The organism is Zavarzinia sp. (assembly GCF_041650655.1).
GTDB lineage: Bacteria > Pseudomonadota > Alphaproteobacteria > Zavarziniales > Zavarziniaceae > Zavarzinia.
The window spans coordinates 1-17124 of record NZ_JBAZKR010000022.1 but is presented as its reverse complement, the minus strand read 5'-3'; the positions used below and the strand labels follow the sequence as shown (position 1 = coordinate 17124).

The window sequence follows — 17124 nt, the reverse complement described above, 5'->3', positions numbered from 1 at the left end:
GTTGCGGGCGGGGGGATTGGGGCGCGTTCCGAAAGAACGGTCAATAGGGCCGATCGGGGAAGGTCACCGTCTCGCCCGGCAGGCGGGGGCCCATCAGGACATTCTCGTGATAGGTCGAGAGAATGCGGCGCCGGGCCAGCACATTGCCCTCGGTCAGGCCGGGTTCCGGCACCGGCTCGTGGCCCCAGAAGCCGTAGGGGTCGCGTCCGCGCACGAGCTGGCCCGAACCCATGCCGATGTTCTGCCGCCCCGCCGCGGGCGTGTAGTCGTAGAGGATGGCGACCCGGCGCATGGCGCTGATATTGGCGGGCGAGCCGTGCACCGCATTGCCGTGGAAGATGGCGACGTCGCCGGGCTCCAGTTCCAGATTGACCGCTTGGCTGGGGTCGACGTCGATCACCCTTGCGACCAGGCGCTTCCGCTGGCCCGGCCCCTCGGTCAGGGAGAAGGGGCGGACGCGGTCGTGGGTCGCCGGGATGACCTGGAGGCAGCCGTTCTCGATCGTCGCAGGCGAGAGCGCCACATAGGCGATGACGAAGGACGGCGTCACCTCGATCCGGGCCGAATCCTGGTGCCAGCCATAATCGACATGGCTGCCCGGGTTCTTGATCCGGAAGGTCGCGTTGGTCATCAGGATGTCCGGGCCGATCAGGTCCTCGACCGCGTCGAGCAGGCGCGGGTGGCGGCCCAGCTCGTAGACCCAGTCGAACAGGAGATTGGCCTTGATGTCGAAGGCCCAGGCGGTGTCTCCCGGCCGCTCGGCCTCGAAGGCTTCGGTCAGGGCGTTCAGGCGCGCCACTTCGTCGGGAGAGAGGACGGGCAGCCGGCTGACGAAACCGTCGCGCTGGAAACCGTCGATCTGCGCCTGGCTCAGAAACTTGCCCATGTCACCTCCTCGTTGAACTGCGGCCGCGCCGCCAATTGCCGGAATCGGAACAGCAGCAGCGCCGTCGCCACCACCGAGGCGAAGGCGATCGCCGCGATCAGCCCGCGGGCGCCGAGCCCGAAATGAACCCCGAGCATCCAGGCCGCCGGCACCATGACCGCGACATAGGAGAACAAATGGCTCGTGGTCGGCAGCCAGGTCTCGCCATAGCCGCGCAGGATATTGGCGACCACGCGCTGAGCCCCGTCGATCAGCGCGAGGAAGCCGATCAGGGCGACGATCGGAACCGCCACCACGGCCAAGGCCGGATCGGCGGTATAGAGCGCCGTCACCGCCTCCGGCACGGCCAGGAAGAGCAGGGCCACGGTCAGCATGAGGGCGGCGAAGACGGCGAGGCCGGTGGTGCCCGAACGGGCCATGCCCGGCCCGTCGTGCCGGCCGCGGGCCTGGGCGACGCGCACCGCCGCCGCACCGCCGACGCCGACCGCCGGCATGAACAGCATCATGTTGATGTTGATGGCGACCGTATAGGCGGCCAGTTCGACCGCACCCATCTGGCCGGCGAAGAGCGTGAGGGCCGAGAAGGAGCCGCTCTCGATCCCCATGCTCATGCCTTCGGCATAGCCGATGCGGCGCTGGTGCCGGCCGGCCGACCAGGCATGATCGCGCCATGACGGCCGGCCGAGGGAAGCCCGCTCGCGCATCAGGAAGACGATGTAACCGACCGTGCCGGCGGCCAGCACCAGGCGCGCGATCAATGTGGCGAGCGCCGCCCCCTCCGCCCCCATGGCCGCGGCGCCGTCGACCAGCACAAGGTTGAGGACGAGATTGAGCACATTGGCGAGCGCCAGCATGACGACGCCGACGTAGGGGTAGCCGGTCGCCTCCAGGAGCCCGATCGAGGCGATATAGATCAGCATGGGCGGCAGCGACCAGCCGATCAGCGCGGAGATATGGCCCGCCGAAGCGGCGAGCTCCGGCGCCTGGCCGAGGGCGGCGAAGATCGCCGGGGCCTGATGGGCGACGACCACGAAAGCGAGCCCGATCACCGCGGCATAAAGGAGGGAGCGGCGCCAGATCCGCCCGCATTCCGCCATGTCGCCACGCCCGAAGGCGGCCGAGATTTCGACCATGCCGCCCATCAAGAGGCCGAGGCCGACGGTCTGCATGGTCTGCACCAGGACGAGGCCGAGGGCGAAGGAGGCGAGCGCCGCGGTACCGAAATGGCCGACGATCATATTGTCGACCACCAGCATCAGGGTGAGGCCGATGCGGGCCATAACGATGGGCAGGGCGAGCCTGGCCAGCACGCCCGCCTCCCGCCCGTCCAGCCGCCGGCCGGACGCCCTGTCTCCCCCGCCGCTCAAGCCCGTCTCAGTCGCGATAATCGGGCGTCTCGGCCGCCAATACCCGTTCGAGCGCCGCGAAGTGATAGGACGACTCGAATTCGGCCAGATCGGCGAATTGCTTCGCCGTCTGGGCCGCGACATTGGGGCTGATCTCGCGGAGCGGCAGCCCGGTCGAGGCGGCGAGCACCTGCACCTGGGCCGCGCGTTCGAGGTAGTAGAGGTCGTGGAAGGCTTCGGCGACCGAACGGCCGTGCACGACGACGCCGTGATGGGCGAGGAAGATGATATCCTCGCCGCCGGAAGCCCCCTCGGCGATCCGCTCGCCCTCTTCCGCGTCCATGGCGAGGCCGTTGTAGCCATCGTCATAGGCGATGCGGCCGTAGTAACGCAATGCGTTCTGATGGACGAAGCGGAGCCGGCCGCCCTCGACGCAGGTCAGCGCGGTCGCATAGGGCATGTGGGTGTGCAGGATGCAGACCGCGTCTGGCCTCGCCTTGTGGCCTTCGGTATGGATGAAGAAAGCGGTCGGCTCGACCACGCCGCTGCCTTCGAGGACGACGCCGGCGCCGTCGACCAGGAGCAGCCGGCTCGCCGTGATCTCCGACCAATGCACGCCCATCGGGTTGATCAGATAGAGTTCCTCGTCCCCGGGCACGCGGACACTGAAGTGGTTACAGACACCCTCGTGCAGGCCGAAGCGGACGGCGAGGCGGAGCGCCGCGGCGAGCTGGCGGCGCAATTCGGCGATCTTGGACACTTCCAGCATGTCGACCTCTCCACCCGGCAAGGACACGTTCATCATGATGTGAATCCGGTAACACGTCGTGCCGGCCCGGGACAATCACGGTTAGTGAACGAATGTGAAAAGCATGTTTTGAGGCCGGTCAAAGCTTGTTGCGCAACCCGAATTCATGGGCATCATCGGAAGCCGGCGTGAGCTTTTGCGGGAGTTCTGAAATGTCGACGGCGGCCCCCTATACCCATATCACCGTGACGCCGCTGGGCGGCACCTTCGGCGCCCGGGTCGACGGCGTCGACATCGGCGCGTCGATCGACGACGCCGTCTGGGCCGAGGTCGAGCGTGCCTTCCATGAATACCGCGTGATCGTGCTGCCGAACCAGCCGGCGCTGCCCGAGAAGATCGTCGACTGGAGCCGGCGCATCGGTTTCACCGAAGCCCATATCGACAGCAAATATCTGCTCGACGGCCATCCCGAGATCATCAAGATCGGTAATCTCAAGGAAGGCGGCGTGATGAAGTCGCTCTTCGTCAATGCGCGGGAGGAATGGCATTTCGACTATTCCTATGTCGCCAAGCCGTCGATCGCCGCCCTCTTCTACGCGGTCGAAATCCCGCCCGAGGGGGGCGACACTTTGTTCGCGGATTCGACCGCCGCCTTCGAGGCCCTGCCCGAGGACGAGAAGGCCTATCTCCGCGGGCTCACCTGCATCCATTCCTGGGCCCGGCTGCACGAACAGCTCGAAGCCATGGACCCGACGCGCACGCCGCTGTCCGACGAAGCGAAGCGGAAATTCGCACCCGTACCTCAGCCCCTGGTGTTCCGGAGCCCAGTGACCGGGCGGGAATCGCTCTGGCTGGCGCCCCAGGTGGTGGCGGAGATCCCGGGCATGAGTGCCGCCCAGGCGGAAGCGCTGCTGGAACGCCTGACGGTGCACACGACGGCACCGCGCTTCACCTATCGCCACAAGTGGAACAAGGGCGACCTCGTGTTCTTCGACAATCGCGGCACGCTGCATACCGCGACCGTCTTCGATTACGAGCGTTACCTCCGCCTCATGTACCGGACGACGATCCTCGACGTCGCGGCCTGATCAACAGCCGCCTGATCAATAGCCTCGGGCGAGGTCGACGGCGTTCAGCATGGTCTCGCCCCGGACCGCCCGCTCGAAATTCTCGATCACGGTCGCGGCGGCACTGGAAGGCGCGATACTGCCGGCGACATGGGGCGTCACCAGGATCTCGGGCCGGCCATAGATCGGATGATCGGCCGGCAGCGGCTCTTCCGAGAAGACGTCCAGGGTCGCCCCGGCGATCTGTCCGGCTTCGATCGCGGCGATCAGGTCGGCCTCGACCAGATGGGCGCCGCGCCCGATGTTGACGACGAAACTGCCCTTCTGCATCAGGGCGAAAGTGCCGGCGTTCAGGATCCCCGCCGTCTCCGGCGTGAGCGCCAGGACATTGATCACCAGGCGGCAGCGGGCCAGGAAATCCGGCAGTTCGCCCGTGCCGGCGAAACATTGCACGCCCTCGATCGCGCGTGCCGTGCGCGACCAGCCGAGCACGGGAAAGCCCAAATCGCGAAGTGCCGCGGCAACGGCGCCGCCGAGCACGCCGATACCCATCACGCCGACCGGAAAATCCGCCTTGGCCGGTGCCGGCGCATAGTCCCAGAGACGCGCGCGGGTCTGGCGCTCGAAACGATCGAAGCCGCGGAAATGGCGAAGCGTGGCGGCCAGGGCATAGTCGACCATGGTGTCGGTCAGGCTGGCGTCGACCAGGCGAGCCAGCGGTACGCCCGGCGGCAGGGCCGTAAGATCGAGCTGATTGACCCCGGCGCCCAGCGATTGAATGCCCTTCAGGTTGCGATAGGCGGAAAGCCCGCCCGGCGGGGGCTTCCACATGAGGGCGAATTCGACCGCCTCGGGATCCTCGATCGCGCGCCAGTCCACCATGGCGAGGTCCGGCCGGCGGGCGGCTACCGCTTCGCCCCAGGCGGCGGGATCGTCCAGGTCACTCGAAAACAGGATGATACGCTTCATGTCGGCCCCGATTGTCGTCGTCGTCCACGGCCGAAGCTCGCAGAACCGCCGCGAGCGGCGATTATGAATCTTTCAAAGCGTCATTTGAAGTCCGATAAAGTCCAAATAATAGGCCGCGCAAATCCTTTAATTCCGCGGGCTTGCGGAAAAATTGTGCAGTCTCGATCAAATATTGGACAGGTCCGGTCCGATTGACAGTACCGCACCCCCCTCCCCTACACTGAGGACGAGACGACGAAACCCGAAGCCGGCGGGGCGAATTCGGTGACGGCAGGGCCGGCCCGAAGCGCACCCGGTGTCCAAGAGCAACGCCTTCCCCCAACCAGGAGTAACGTGATGCGTCTACCCCGCCTCGGCGCCCTCGCCTTCTGCCTGTTCGCGGCAGCGGCACCGGCTTCGGCCGAAACCCTGATCGTCGGCAACGAAGGCACCTATCCGCCCTTCAGCATGAAGCAGCCCGACGGCGCCCTGGTCGGCATCGAGCCCGATCTGGTGCGCGAGATGTGCAAGCGCATGGCGATCGAGTGCGAATTCTCGGTCATGGACTTCCAGGCCCTGATCCCGTCCCTGCTCCAGGGCAAGATCGACATGCTGGGCTCGCAGCTCACCCCGCTGCCCGAGCGCAAGGCCAAGATGCTGTTCGCCAAGGCGATCATCTTCAACCACGACACTTTCGTCTATCGCACGGACAAGACCTACGACTTCGCCAACAAGGAGGCGATGAAGGACGTGGTGATCGGCGTGCAGAGCGGCACGCCCCAGGCCAAATACGTCCAGACCACCTATGGCGACGTGCTGACGCCGAAGCTCTATACGAACCCCGACCAGATGCGCCTCGACCTGCTGGCCGGCCGTCTCGACATGGTGTTCGGCGCCAACCTGAACTGGACCTCGTCGCTGATCGACAAGCCGGAAGGCAAGGACTGGCGCCTGGCCGACTTCACCGTCTGGACCGGCGACCCGACGCTGCCCGAAGCCGAGCGCGGCTCGAGCTGGACCGTGCCCAAGGGCAAGGAAGCGCTGGTCGAGAAGATGAACGCCGCCCTCGAAGCCATGCTGGCGGACTGCAGCTTCACCAAGATCCGCGAGAAATACCTCTCCGTGCCGATCTCGCCGGACGAGAAGGCCTGCGTCGGCAAGGCCGGCTGATCGCACGGAAGCCCGGCCGGCGCAGCCCCCCGCGCCGGCCGGGCATGTCTAAAACACCCGCGTTCGTCATGCCCGGACCTGTCCCGGGCATCCACGCGAACACCGTCGGCGACGAGCGGACATGGATGGCCGGGCCAGGCCCGGCCATGACGGAAGTGGGAAGACGGACACCTGAAGCGGCTGCACCGGAGCCTCGGCGGGAAACCGCCCCTTTTCGACCAGCGAGAGCGCCCATGGGGCATGCGCCCGGGAGTTATATGGATGGAGCTTCTGTCCTTCGGCGACAAGGGTTACGGCGACGAGCTTTTCTACGGCGCCCTGATCACGATCCAGCTCGCCGTCTTCGGCTATCTCCTGGCCCTCGTGCTGGGGATCGGCCTCGGCCTTTTCGCGCTGAAGGGCAAGGGGCCGCGCTGGTGGGCTTTCCGGGCCTATGCCTCGGTCTTCACCGGGGTGCCGTCGCTCCTGGTGATCTTCCTGTTCTATTTCGGCGGGGCCGAGATCGTGCGTAGCGTGCTCGCCCCGCTCGGCGTCAATCTCCGCCTCGACGTGACCTCGTTCCAGGCCGGCGTCGCCGCCCTCGGCCTCGTCTATGCCGCCTATCTGGGCGACCTGATCCGCGGCGCCATCGTCAATGTGCCCAAGGGCCAGTTCGAGGCTTGCGAGGCATTGTCGGTGCCGCGCCGCCATCTCTGGTTCGACGTCGTGCTGCCCCAGGCGCTCCGCCTCGCCCTGCCCGGCCTCGCCAATATCTGGATCGTGCTCTTGAAGGATACCGCACTGGTCTCGCTGGCCGGGCTGAACGACCTGATCGCCCAGGCCAAGATCGCGGCCGGTTCGACCAAGCAGCCCTTCGTCTTCTATACCGCCGCCCTGCTGTTCTTCGTGCTGATCAGCACGCTGACCATGCCCGCGGTACGGCGGGCGGCCCAGCGGCTCGACCGTGGCCAGCGCAAGGCGGGCGCCTGACGTGGTGGGGGCCCGGCCATGACCTTCGATTTCGCCCTCGCCCGGGAAAACCTGCCGGCCCTGCTCAACGGCGCCTGGGTGACCTTGATGGTCACCTTCACCGTGATGGCGGTGGGCGCCCCCCTCGGCCTGCTGATCGCCTTCGCGCGGATGTCGAAGCGCCGCTGGCTCGCCGCCTTCGGTGCCGCCTATGTCGCGGTGTGCCGCGGCGCGCCCAGCCTGATCCTGCTCTATCTGATCTACAACGGCCTGGCGCAGCTCGACATCGTGCGCCACGGCTGGGCCTGGCTCCTGTTCCAGCACGCCTTCTTCTGCGTCGTCGTCGCCTTCGCGCTCAATCATTCGGGCTATATCGTCGAGATCCTGCGCGGCGGCATGGAGGCGGTGCCGGCCGGCCTCGTCGAAGCCGCCGCCGCCCTGGGCCTCAGCCCGCGCCAGATCCTGTGGAAGGTGCGCCTGCCGATCGCCGTCCGCTACGGCCTGAAGGCCTATCAGAACGAAGCCCTGCTGTTCATGAAGAGCACGGCGGCGGTCGGCGCCGTCACCCTGGTCGACCTGACCTCGGCGGCCAACGAGATCTTCTATCTGACCTACGACCCCTTCACGCCGATCATCACGGCGGGCGTGATCTATTGGGTCATCAACTTCGTCATGCGCACGGGCTTCGGCTGGATCGACCGCCGGCTGAACCGTCACATCAGCGCCGCCTAGGAGCCCCGGATGGAATTCGCCAAGCTCGACCGCTATCCCGCCGTCGCCCTGGCCGGGGTGCAGAAATGGTACGGGCAGTATCATGCGCTGCGCGCCGTCGACCTCACCGTCGAACGGGGCGAGAAACTGGTGATCTGCGGCCCCTCCGGCTCCGGCAAGTCGACCCTGATCCGCTGCATCAACGCCCTCGAAGCCCATGACGGCGGCGCCATCACGGTGAATGGCATCGCCCTCGGCAAGGACCGCGCCTCGATCCTCGACGTCCGGCGCGAGGCGGGCATGGTGTTCCAGCAGTTCAACCTGTTCCCCCATATGACGATCCTGGAGAACTGCACCTTCGCGCCCCGGACCAGCCTGAAACTCCCCCGCGGCAAGGCGGAGGAGCGGGCGATGCGCTATCTCGCCCGGGTCCATATCGCCGACCAGGCGCACAAGTTCCCGGCCCAGCTCTCGGGCGGGCAGCAGCAGCGCGTGGCGATCGCCCGGGCGCTGTGCATGGAGCCGCGTATCATGCTGTTCGACGAGCCGACCTCCGCCCTCGATCCCGAGATGGTGGGCGAGGTGCTGCGCGCGATCGAGGAATTGACCGCCGACGGCATGACCATGATCTGCGTCACCCACGAGATGGGCTTCGCCCGCCGCATCGCCGACCGCTGCCTGTTCATGGACCAGGGCGAGATCGTCGAGCAGGCCCCGGCCGAAGACTTCTTCGAGCGGCCGAAAAGCCCCAGGCTCCAGGACTTCCTGAGCCAGATCCTTCACTGATAGCCAGGTTCCCGAACATCATGACCACCCAGCCGTCGAACCCCCAGCCCCAGGATGCCGCGCTGATCCCGCGCTATGCCGGGCTGCCCACCTTCATGCGCCTGCCCATGCGGGCGACCGCGGAAGGCGTCGACATCGCCCTCGTCGGGGTTCCCTTCGACGGCGGCACCACCAACCGGGCCGGCGCCCGCCACGGCCCGCGCGAGGTGCGCAACGCTTCCGCCTTCATGCGCCGCATCCATCACGCCACCGGCGTCTCGCCCTACGACCTCGCGGTGGTGGCCGACCTCGGCGATTCCCCGGTCAATCCGATCGACGTGATGGAATCGCTGAAGCTGATCACCGGCTTCTTCAACAGCTTGAAAGCCCATGGCTGCACCCCGATCGCAGCCGGCGGCGACCATCTGATCACCCTGCCGATCCTGCGTGCCCTGGCCGCAGACGGGCCGGTGGGCCTGATCCATTTCGACGCCCATTCCGATACCAACGACCGCTATTTCGGCGACAATCTCTATACCCACGGCACGCCCTTCCGCCGTGCTGTCGAGGAAGGCCTGATCGATCCCAAGCGGGCGGTGCAGATCGGCATCCGCGGCTCGATCTACGATCCCTCGGACCTCGACTTCGCCAAGGCGGTCGGCTTCCGCATCATCTTCATCGAGGAATTCATCAAGCGGACGGCGGAGGACATCATCGCCGAAGCGCGCGAGATCGTGGGCGGCGGGCGGACCTATGTCTCCTTCGACGTCGATGCGATCGATCCCGCCCAGGCGCCGGGCACCGGCACGCCGGAAATCGGCGGCTTCTCGACCTTCGAGGGCCAGCGCATGATCCGTGGCCTCGCCGGGCTCGACATCATCGGCGCCGACGTGGTCGAAGTCTCGCCGCCTTTCGATGTCTCCAACATGACCTCCCTGCTCGGGGCGACGCTGATGTTCGAACTGCTCTGCGTCATCGCCGGCAACCGGGGGAAGTGAGATGGCCCATGGCTATGAGGGCGGGCGGCTGGACCTGCCCTTCACCGGCTTCTGCACCTTTGCCAAGAGCGGCATCTGCACAGACTGGGACAGGATCGAAGCAGACGTCGCGGTGCTGGGCGCCCCCCTCGACATGGGCACGCAGTGGCGGGCCGGCGCCCGCCTTGGCCCGCGCGCCATCCGCGAAGCTTCCACCCTGTTCTCCTTCGGGCACGACGGCGCCTATGACCACGAGGACGACGTCACCTATCTGACCGCGGACCAGGGCCGCATCCTCGACATCGGCGATGCCGACATCATCCACACCGACCAGATCCGCTCTCTCGCCGCGATCGAATTCGGCGTGCGCAAGATCCTGGCCGCCGGGGCGATCCCCGTGGTGCTGGGCGGCGATCATTCAGTGAACATCGGCTGCATCAACGCCTTCGAGGGGCAGGAGCCGTTCCACATCGTCCATATCGACGCCCATCTCGATTTCGTCGACGAGCGCCAGGGTGTCCGCTTCGGCCATGGCAATCCGCTGCGCCGGGCGGCGGAGAAGCCCTGGGTCAGCGGCTTGACCCAGATCGGCATCCGCAACGTCTCCTCGACCGCCAAGGAAGGCTATGACGACGCGCGGCGCATGGGCTCGGACATCATCTCGGTCCGCCAGTTCAGGCAACTGGGGCTCGAGGCCGTGATCGACCGCATCCCGGCCGGTGCCCGCTATTATTTCACCATCGACATCGACGGTTTCGATCCTTCGATCGCGCCCGGCACCGGCACGCCGTCCCACGGCGGCTTCCTCTATTACGAGGTCCTGGAGCTGTTGGAGGCGCTGACCAAGCGGGGTACGGTGGTGGGCATCGATCTCGTCGAGGTTGCACCGGACTACGACCATACAGGGACGACCGCCATCCTGGCAGCCCAGCTCCTGATGAATGTCATCGGCCGGATGTTGTACCACCGGGCCGCCATCCGTTAGCCTTGCGGTCATGAATGTCGACAATATCGACCTTCGCCTGCTCCGGGTCTTCCATGCCTTGGCCGAGCACGGCGGTTTCGCGGGCGCGCAGGCGCAGCTCGGCCTGACGCCGTCGACGCTGTCGATCCATCTCTCGAACCTCGAGCAACGGCTCGGCGTCGTCTTGTGCGAGCGCGGCCGCGGCGGCTTCCGCCTGACCGACAAGGGCGAGCGTGTCTTCCTCTCGACCAAACGGCTGTTCGCGGCCCTCGAAGGCTTCCGGGCCGAGACCGCCTCGCTGCGCGGCAAGCTGGTCGGCGAACTCGCGATCGGCATCGCCGATTCGACGGTGACCGACGAACATTCGCCGATCGCCGCCGCCATCCGCCGCTTCGAGGCGCGCGACAACGACGTGCACCTGCGCCTGATCGTCGACCGCCCGGCCGGGCTCAATCACGCCCTGCTGGACGGGCGCCTCAATCTCGCGGTCGGCTTCTTCCCCCGGCCGGTCGCCGGGGTCAACTACGAGAAGCTCTATACCGAGAAGGGCCAGCTCTATTGCGGCATCGGCCACCACCTGTTCGGCAAGCCGCCCGAGGCGATCGATGCCATTGCCCTCGGCCGTTCCCACTTCGTGGCGCGGGCCTACAGCCTGGAGCGCGACTTGAACGCGATCGGCCATGTCTCCCACAAGGCGAGCGTCGAGAACATGGAAGCCCAAGCCCATCTGATCCTGTCGGGCTGTTTCATCGGCTTCCTGCCCGAGCATTACGCCCGGAGCTTCGTCGCCGCCGGGCGGATGCAGGCGGTGGCGCCGGAGCGCTTCACCCTGCCGTCCGAGGTCTTCCTGGCGACCCCGGCCGTGGGCAAGCCGAACATGGTGGTCTCGACCTTCTGCGACGACCTCCGCCGCGAGAACGCAGCCCTCGCGGCATGACCGGCCTCAGTGGTCGATGGCCGAAGTGTCTTCCGAGTCCGGGCTGTCCTCGTCGCGGAGCTGGTCCATCATCTCGCGGTGATGGGCGCGGGTGTCGATCACCACGGAGAGCGCCACGCCGTCGCGCGTGATGGCGCGGTAGACCGGGCCGGGCATCGCATTGTCGCAGCCGATATTGGTCGCCGTGATGAAGAAGTCGGCGTCGTCCCAGTCGTCGACCATGCGGAACTTGGGGCCCAGGTAGGTAGCGACCTGCGGATCTTCGGCGCAGACGGCGACCGTATAGGGCTTGTCCTGCCGGTTCGCCTCGAACTCGACGCCGTGGCGCAGTTCGATCGCCGCCTGGCGGAGCGAGTCCGACCAATAGTCGCCCTCGAAGCGCCCCGTCGCCCCCTTGAGACCGCCGACCAACTGGTTGTAGCCGACATATTCGTAAGGATGCAGGCGGATGAAGCTAGCGGCATCGAAGGCGAAGAGCGCCAGCACCACGACCGCGACACCGACGCCGAGCCCGGCGGCCTTGCCGTAGGACCAGCGGAACAGCGCGGCGAGGCCGATCGAGCCGACGACCGTGGCCACCGGAATGACGAAGAGGAAATGCCGGATGCCGTTATAGAGCGGCGGCCGCGAGATGAGGGTGAAGACGACCGGCACCGCCAGCGCCAGAACGAGCGGCAGGTGATCGGCCAGGCGCCGCCGCCAGGCCTTGTTCATGAGACCGGCCACGCCGAAGCCGAGCGCCGCGACCATGCCGAGGAGGGTGATCTCCGGCAGCTTGATCGCCAGATATTCCGACATGTAATAGCGCGGCACCTGGTCGATCTCGGTATCGACGCCGTTGATCAGGGTCGAGAGATCGAAGGCGAAATTGCTGAAGGCGCCCATGGCGGTGAAGATGTTGCCCGGCGCCTGCACCGACCACGGCCAGGACACCGCCATGATCGCGACGGCGATCAGGCCCGCCACCGCGAGCCGGCCGACCAGGGCCGGCAGTCGCCGCCAGCCGCCGAGCAGCATCATGCCGCCGCCGACCGTGAGCATCAGGTAGAGCACGGCGAAGACGCCGCCGACCCGGAGCCCCATGGCGCAGCCGACCGCGACGCCGAGACCGGCGACATGGCGCCAGGCCGGCAGCCCGGGCAGGCCGCGGGCCACGCTGGTGATGAAATAGAGGCTCCACACCATGGCGGCCGCGAAGGGCACGTCCTTGGTATGGGTGAACATGGCGCCGCCATACATGCCGGTGAAGACGAGGATCAAGGCGGCGACGATGCCGGTCTTCTCGCCCGCCAGCAGGCGCGCCAGGTTCCAGGTGCCGAAGATGCCGACGAGGCCGAAGGTGGCCGACAGGAGATGGCGCAGCTCATAGGTCGGCAGCGGCACATGCCCGTCCAGCCCGGCGGCGATCAGGTCGAACAGCCCGCCGTAGAGATAGAGGTTGATGTAGTGGAAGGCGCGGTCGTCGGTGAAACCGCTCTCATACCAGGCCCAGAGGAGCTGGCCATAGGTATGCTGAACCGGCTCGTCGTTGCTGATGCCATAGTCCCGGAAGACATGGAGCACCCAGGCGATGGTGGCCGCGAAGAGGGCGATGCTGACGAGCCGGGTCGCCGCGGGCGAGAGCCAGAGGGCGCGCAGGGCCGCGAGCCCGCGCACCAAGAGGCCGGCAGGGCGGGAGGCCCTGTCGAATTCGGTAGCCTGAACGGTCATCGAGCGATTTCGTCGAGCAGGGAGGTCTGAGCGTTGGCCGCGGCGGGAACGGTGGCGGTGGGCAGGTGCCGGGCGGCACCCACTTCATCGGCGACAAGATACAGCGGCCGCTGTTTCACTTCCGTGAAAATGCGTCCGATGTATTCGCCGATCACGCCCAGGCTGATCAACTGCACGCCCGAAAGGAACAGCATGCCGACCATGATCGAGGCGAAGCCCGGCGTGCGGATGCCGAGAAACAGGGTCTCGCCGATCAGATAGGCGCCGTAGAGGGCGGAGAGCAGCGCGAGGCCGATGCCGAACAGCGACCAGACACGGAGCGGCATCATCGAGAAGGACGACAGCCCGTCCATGGCATAGCGGAGCAGGCGCCAGAAGGAGAAGGAGCTGACCCCGGCGGCCCGTTCGGCGACGTCGAATTCGATCGAGACCTGGCGGAAGCCGACCCAGCTCGTGATGCCCTTCATGAAGCGGTTGCGCTCGGGCATGGCATTGATGGCGTCGACTGCGCGGCGGTCGAACAGGCGGAAATCGCCGGCCCCTTCCGGAATGTCGACTTCGCAGACCGCCCGGAACATGCGGTAGAAGGTATGACGCAGGGTGCGATGGGCGAAGCTGGTCCTCGGCTTGGCACGGCGCACGGCGTTCACCATCTGCGCGCCCTTGGCCCAGGCCTCGATCATCTCTGGGATCACTTCGGGCGGGTGCTGCAGGTCCGAATCCATCAGCACGACGATGTCACCGCGGGCGGCGCGAAGACCGGCGGCCATCGCCGCCTCCTTGCCGAAGTTGCGGGCGAAGCGGATCGCCCGCACCGCCGGATCCTGGAACGAGAGTGCGGTCAGAACATTGAAGCTGTCGTCCCGGCTGCCGTCGTCGACGAAGACGAATTCCCGCGCCAATGCCGGATAGGCGTCGAGCGCCGCCGAGGCCCGCCGATGCAGCTCGGGGAGGCAAGCCGCCTCGTTGTAGACGGGCACCACGATCGAGAGGAGCTTGGTCCCGCCGTCCGGACTGGCACGCAGAGAAACTTCCAGATCGTCGTTCTTGGTGTGCAACATAGGCCGCCGCCTGCCGGTTGGGGCCGTGCCACGATCGGCGCCGCCCGATTGCGGACCGTGATAGGAAAAAATTGTGTTCTTTCTTTGTCTGAGGAGCGGTCGTGCCTGAGCCCGGTTCTCTCGTTCTCTGCGCCGACGACTATGGCTTGAGCGACGGAATCTGCGACGCCGTCGACGCGCTGATCGCCAAGGGCCGGCTGACCGCGACCGGCGCCATGACCGGCCTCCCCGCCTGGCGGCGCCGCGCCCAGGGCCTGCGCCGCCTGGCCGAACAATATCCAGTCGACGTCGGCCTGCACCTGACCCTGACCGACCAGCGCCCCCTGACCGCCGCCGCCGGCCTCGCCGACGCCGGCGCGCTGCCGCCGGTCGGCCGGCTGATCAGGGGTGCCCTGACCGGCAGCCTGCCGCGCGAATCGATCAGAGACGAGTTGGGTGCCCAACTCGACGCTTTCGAGGATGCCTGGGGCGGCCCGCCCGATTTCGTCGACGGGCACCAGCACGCCCATGTCCTGCCCGGTATCCGCCGCCTGGTGGTGGAGGAGATCGCGCGGCGCTACCCGCCCGGCTCGGTCTGGCTGCGCACCTGCGGGGAACCGCTGGGCAGCATCCTTCGCCGCCGGATCGGGGCCGCCAAGGCGCAGGTGGTTTCGACCCTGGCGGCCGGCCTGCCCGGGCTGGCGGCGCGGAATGCGATTCCGACCAACGACAGTTTCCGCGGCTTCTACGATTTCGGCGAGACTCCGCCCTATGCCGAAGTGTTCCGCCGTTGCCTGGCCGGGCCGGGGCAGCGCATCCTGCTCCATTGCCACCCCGGAAGGGTCGATGCCGAATTGCGCAGCCTCGACAGCCTGCTGGAACCCCGGGAGCGGGAACTCGCCTTCCTCGCGTCCGACGAATGCGGCGTCCTGCTCGACGCCGCCGGCCTGCGCCCCGCCCGCTTCCGCGACCTATAGGCCGAAGCCGCCGGAGACGTTGATCGTCTGGCCGGTGACATAGGCGGCCCGGGCCGAGGCCAGGAAGACGGCGGCATGGCCGATCTCCTCCGGCCGGCCGAGGCGCTTGATCGACAGCATCTTCAAGGTCTCCTTGATCCAGCGCTCGTCGAACACGCCGCGGGCCTTGAGTTCGAGGAACATGCCGGCCTCGATCACGCCGACCAGCACCGAATTGGCGCGGATGCCGTTCCGCCCTTCTTCCCGCGCCAAGCCCTTGATCAGGGCTTCGTTGGCGGCCTTGGGGGCGACCGAGAGCCCGTCCTTCACCGGCCAGCGAAGATGCCCGGCCGAGCCGAGGTGGACGAAGGAACCGCCGCCCTTCTCCCGCATATGCGGCACCACGGCGGAAACCACGTTGAAGAAGCCGAAAGTCTCGGTCTCCAGCGATTGACGCCAGAGTTCGGGCGTCACCTCGGCGATCGGCACCTGTTCGACCACCGGCCCCGCCGCGAAGACCACGGTGTGGATGCGGCCATGCTCGGCCACCACGTCGGCGATCATGGCTTTGACCGCCGCCGCATCGGTCAGGTCGACCGCGTGGCGGCTGGCCTTGCGACCCAGCGCCACGCCTTCCGCCACCACTTCAGCCGCGACCTCGGCATTGCGGCGATAGGTGACCGCGATGTCCGAACCCGCCTCGGCGAAGCATTTGGTCACCGCGCGGCCGATGCCGCCGCTGCCCCCCACCACCAGCGTGGCGCCTGCCGGAAAATCCTGCCCCGTCATGAGTTTTCAGCCCCTCCCCTGACTTGTCGTTCGCTTGCGCCGTTCTTCCCAGAGGCCGGCGCCAAAGTCGATCGCTTTGCGCCCCGTTGACATCCGAAACGGCGTTCCGTAACTTGGTAATTGAAATTACTGCTTTTGCAAAGCGCATTACAAAAAAGGGGCGCAAGCGGCATGGAGGGGGAACGCTTCGACTATGTCGTGGTGGGGGGCGGCTCGGCCGGCTGCATCGTGGCCGCGCGGCTGGCGGCTTCGGGCAGCGTGTTGCTGCTCGAGGCGGGGGAGCCGGCCACCGCCCATCCCGAGACCCTGTCGTCCGACGGCTTCAAATACGCCTTCGCCAACGAAGCCCTGATGTGGCACCGCATGTCGGCGCCGCAGGACCATTGCGGCGGCCGTTCGATCTTCATCGGCACCGGCCGCGGCATGGGAGGCAGCGGCTCGGTCAACGGCATGGTCTATACGCGGGGCGACCGGCGCGATTTCGCGCATTGGCCGAAGGGCTGGCAGTGGGACGACATCGCGCCGGCCTATGACGCGGTCGAAGCCGAGCTGGGCATCCGCCCCCGCCCCCTCACCCCCTTCGCCGAAGCCTTCCTGTCCGCCGCGACGGCGAGCGGATTCGCCCGGAAAGACCATATGAACGACGGCGACCTGGGCGGCGTCGCCGGCTGCAACGACATGAATTACCAAGGCACCGACCGCCGCAGTTCCTACCGCGCCTTCCTGCACGGGCGGAACATCCCGGGGCTCACCCTGCGCACCGGGGCCAGCGTGCAGCGCCTGCGTTTCGACGGTGCCCGGCGGGCGATCGCGGTCGATTACGACTGGAACGGCGAGACCCGCCAGGCCGCGGTCGGGCACGAGGTGGTGCTCTGCGCCGGTGCTTTGGTCACGCCGCAGCTCCTCATGGTCTCGGGCGTCGGCCCGCGCGAGGAACTGGCGGCGGCCGGCATCGCGCCGGTGCTGGAGGCGCCGGGGGTCGGCCGCAATCTCCAGGATCACCCGAACGTCTGCCTCTTCTACCGGGCCGAGGTGCCGATCGATTTCCACTATCCCCAACTCTATGGCTTCGACGCGGCCAGGGCGCCGGAGGGGGCGCAACGGGGGGCGGCGCCGGACAGCTGCTATGTCTGCTACGCCGCCCCCGCCTCGCTTCAGCAGT

17 protein-coding genes are annotated in these 17124 nt (G+C 67.2%); 10 read left to right on the top strand and 7 right to left on the bottom strand.

Annotated elements, in window-relative coordinates:
• Positions 1-40: 40 nt before the first annotated feature.
• The 3 genes from WC493_RS06995 to WC493_RS06985 are packed head-to-tail and all read right to left on the bottom strand — an operon-like array spanning position 41 to position 3037.
• Positions 41-886: a phytanoyl-CoA dioxygenase family protein gene (locus WC493_RS06995; protein ID WP_373063949.1), complete on the bottom strand. Its 846-nt coding sequence runs from the start codon at positions 884-886 to the stop codon at positions 41-43.
• Complete coding sequence (locus tag WC493_RS06990) at positions 871-2253, bottom strand: MATE family efflux transporter (RefSeq protein WP_373063947.1); 1383 nt, start codon at positions 2251-2253, stop codon at positions 871-873. Before WC493_RS06990 ends, WC493_RS06995 begins: the two co-directional genes overlap by 16 nt.
• 7 nt (positions 2254-2260) lie before the next feature.
• Complete coding sequence (locus tag WC493_RS06985; protein ID WP_373063945.1) at positions 2261-3037, bottom strand: aldolase; 777 nt, start codon at positions 3035-3037, stop codon at positions 2261-2263.
• 155 nt (positions 3038-3192) lie between these two features.
• Between WC493_RS06985 and WC493_RS06980 the strand changes: the two genes are divergently transcribed.
• Complete coding sequence (locus tag WC493_RS06980; RefSeq protein ID WP_373063943.1) at positions 3193-4068, top strand: TauD/TfdA dioxygenase family protein; 876 nt, start codon at positions 3193-3195, stop codon at positions 4066-4068.
• Positions 4069-4083: 15 nt separating this feature from the next.
• Here WC493_RS06980 and WC493_RS06975 read toward each other — a convergent pair whose 3' ends face one another.
• Complete coding sequence (locus WC493_RS06975; RefSeq protein WP_373063941.1) at positions 4084-5016, bottom strand: 2-hydroxyacid dehydrogenase; 933 nt, start codon at positions 5014-5016, stop codon at positions 4084-4086.
• 336 nt (positions 5017-5352) lie between these two features.
• On the opposite strand from WC493_RS06975, the gene WC493_RS06970 reads away from it, so the two are divergent.
• The 7 genes from WC493_RS06970 to WC493_RS06940 all read left to right on the top strand — a co-directional run bounded on the left by WC493_RS06970 (position 5353) and on the right by WC493_RS06940 (position 11467).
• Positions 5353-6165 carry a substrate-binding periplasmic protein gene (locus WC493_RS06970; protein WP_373063939.1) on the top strand — a complete coding sequence of 271 codons (813 nt, stop codon included), beginning with the start codon at positions 5353-5355 and terminating at the stop codon, positions 6163-6165.
• Between the two features lie 261 nt (positions 6166-6426).
• Complete coding sequence (locus WC493_RS06965) at positions 6427-7134, top strand: ABC transporter permease (protein WP_373063937.1); 708 nt, start codon at positions 6427-6429, stop codon at positions 7132-7134.
• 18 nt (positions 7135-7152) lie between these two features.
• Positions 7153-7845: an ABC transporter permease gene (locus WC493_RS06960; protein WP_373063935.1), complete on the top strand. Its 693-nt coding sequence runs from the start codon at positions 7153-7155 to the stop codon at positions 7843-7845.
• Positions 7846-7854: 9 nt separating this feature from the next.
• Positions 7855-8610 (top strand): amino acid ABC transporter ATP-binding protein, encoded by a 756-nt coding sequence (locus tag WC493_RS06955; RefSeq protein WP_373063933.1) that lies wholly within the window; start codon positions 7855-7857, stop codon positions 8608-8610.
• A gap of 20 nt (positions 8611-8630) precedes the next feature.
• Positions 8631-9587, top strand: a complete 957-nt coding sequence (gene speB / locus WC493_RS06950) for an agmatinase (RefSeq protein ID WP_373063931.1) — start codon at positions 8631-8633, stop codon at positions 9585-9587.
• A gap of 1 nt (position 9588) precedes the next feature.
• A complete protein-coding gene (gene speB, locus WC493_RS06945; protein ID WP_373063929.1) occupies positions 9589-10551 on the top strand; it encodes an agmatinase in 963 nt (320 codons plus the stop codon).
• Positions 10552-10561: 10 nt separating this feature from the next.
• Complete coding sequence (locus WC493_RS06940) at positions 10562-11467, top strand: LysR family transcriptional regulator (RefSeq protein ID WP_373063927.1); 906 nt, start codon at positions 10562-10564, stop codon at positions 11465-11467.
• A gap of 6 nt (positions 11468-11473) precedes the next feature.
• Here WC493_RS06940 and WC493_RS06935 read toward each other — a convergent pair whose 3' ends face one another.
• A complete protein-coding gene (locus tag WC493_RS06935) occupies positions 11474-13177 on the bottom strand; it encodes an ArnT family glycosyltransferase (protein WP_373063925.1) in 1704 nt (567 codons plus the stop codon).
• Positions 13174-14238, bottom strand: coding sequence for a glycosyltransferase family 2 protein (locus WC493_RS06930; protein WP_373063923.1), 1065 nt, complete (start codon positions 14236-14238; stop codon positions 13174-13176). The genes WC493_RS06935 and WC493_RS06930 overlap by 4 nt, the downstream gene beginning before the upstream one ends.
• 101 nt (positions 14239-14339) lie before the next feature.
• Between WC493_RS06930 and WC493_RS06925 the strand changes: the two genes are divergently transcribed.
• Entirely contained in the window at positions 14340-15194 is an 855-nt protein-coding gene (locus WC493_RS06925) for a ChbG/HpnK family deacetylase (protein WP_373063921.1), read from the top strand.
• Here WC493_RS06925 and WC493_RS06920 read toward each other — a convergent pair.
• A complete protein-coding gene (locus WC493_RS06920; protein ID WP_373063919.1) occupies positions 15189-15962 on the bottom strand; it encodes an SDR family NAD(P)-dependent oxidoreductase in 774 nt (257 codons plus the stop codon). The two genes, WC493_RS06925 and WC493_RS06920, sit on opposite strands and share 6 nt — an antisense overlap.
• A 171-nt stretch (positions 15963-16133) precedes the next feature.
• On the opposite strand from WC493_RS06920, the gene WC493_RS06915 reads away from it, so the two are divergent.
• Positions 16134-17124: GMC family oxidoreductase (locus WC493_RS06915; RefSeq protein WP_373063917.1), on the top strand; the 991-nt coding region annotated here is incomplete at its 3' end.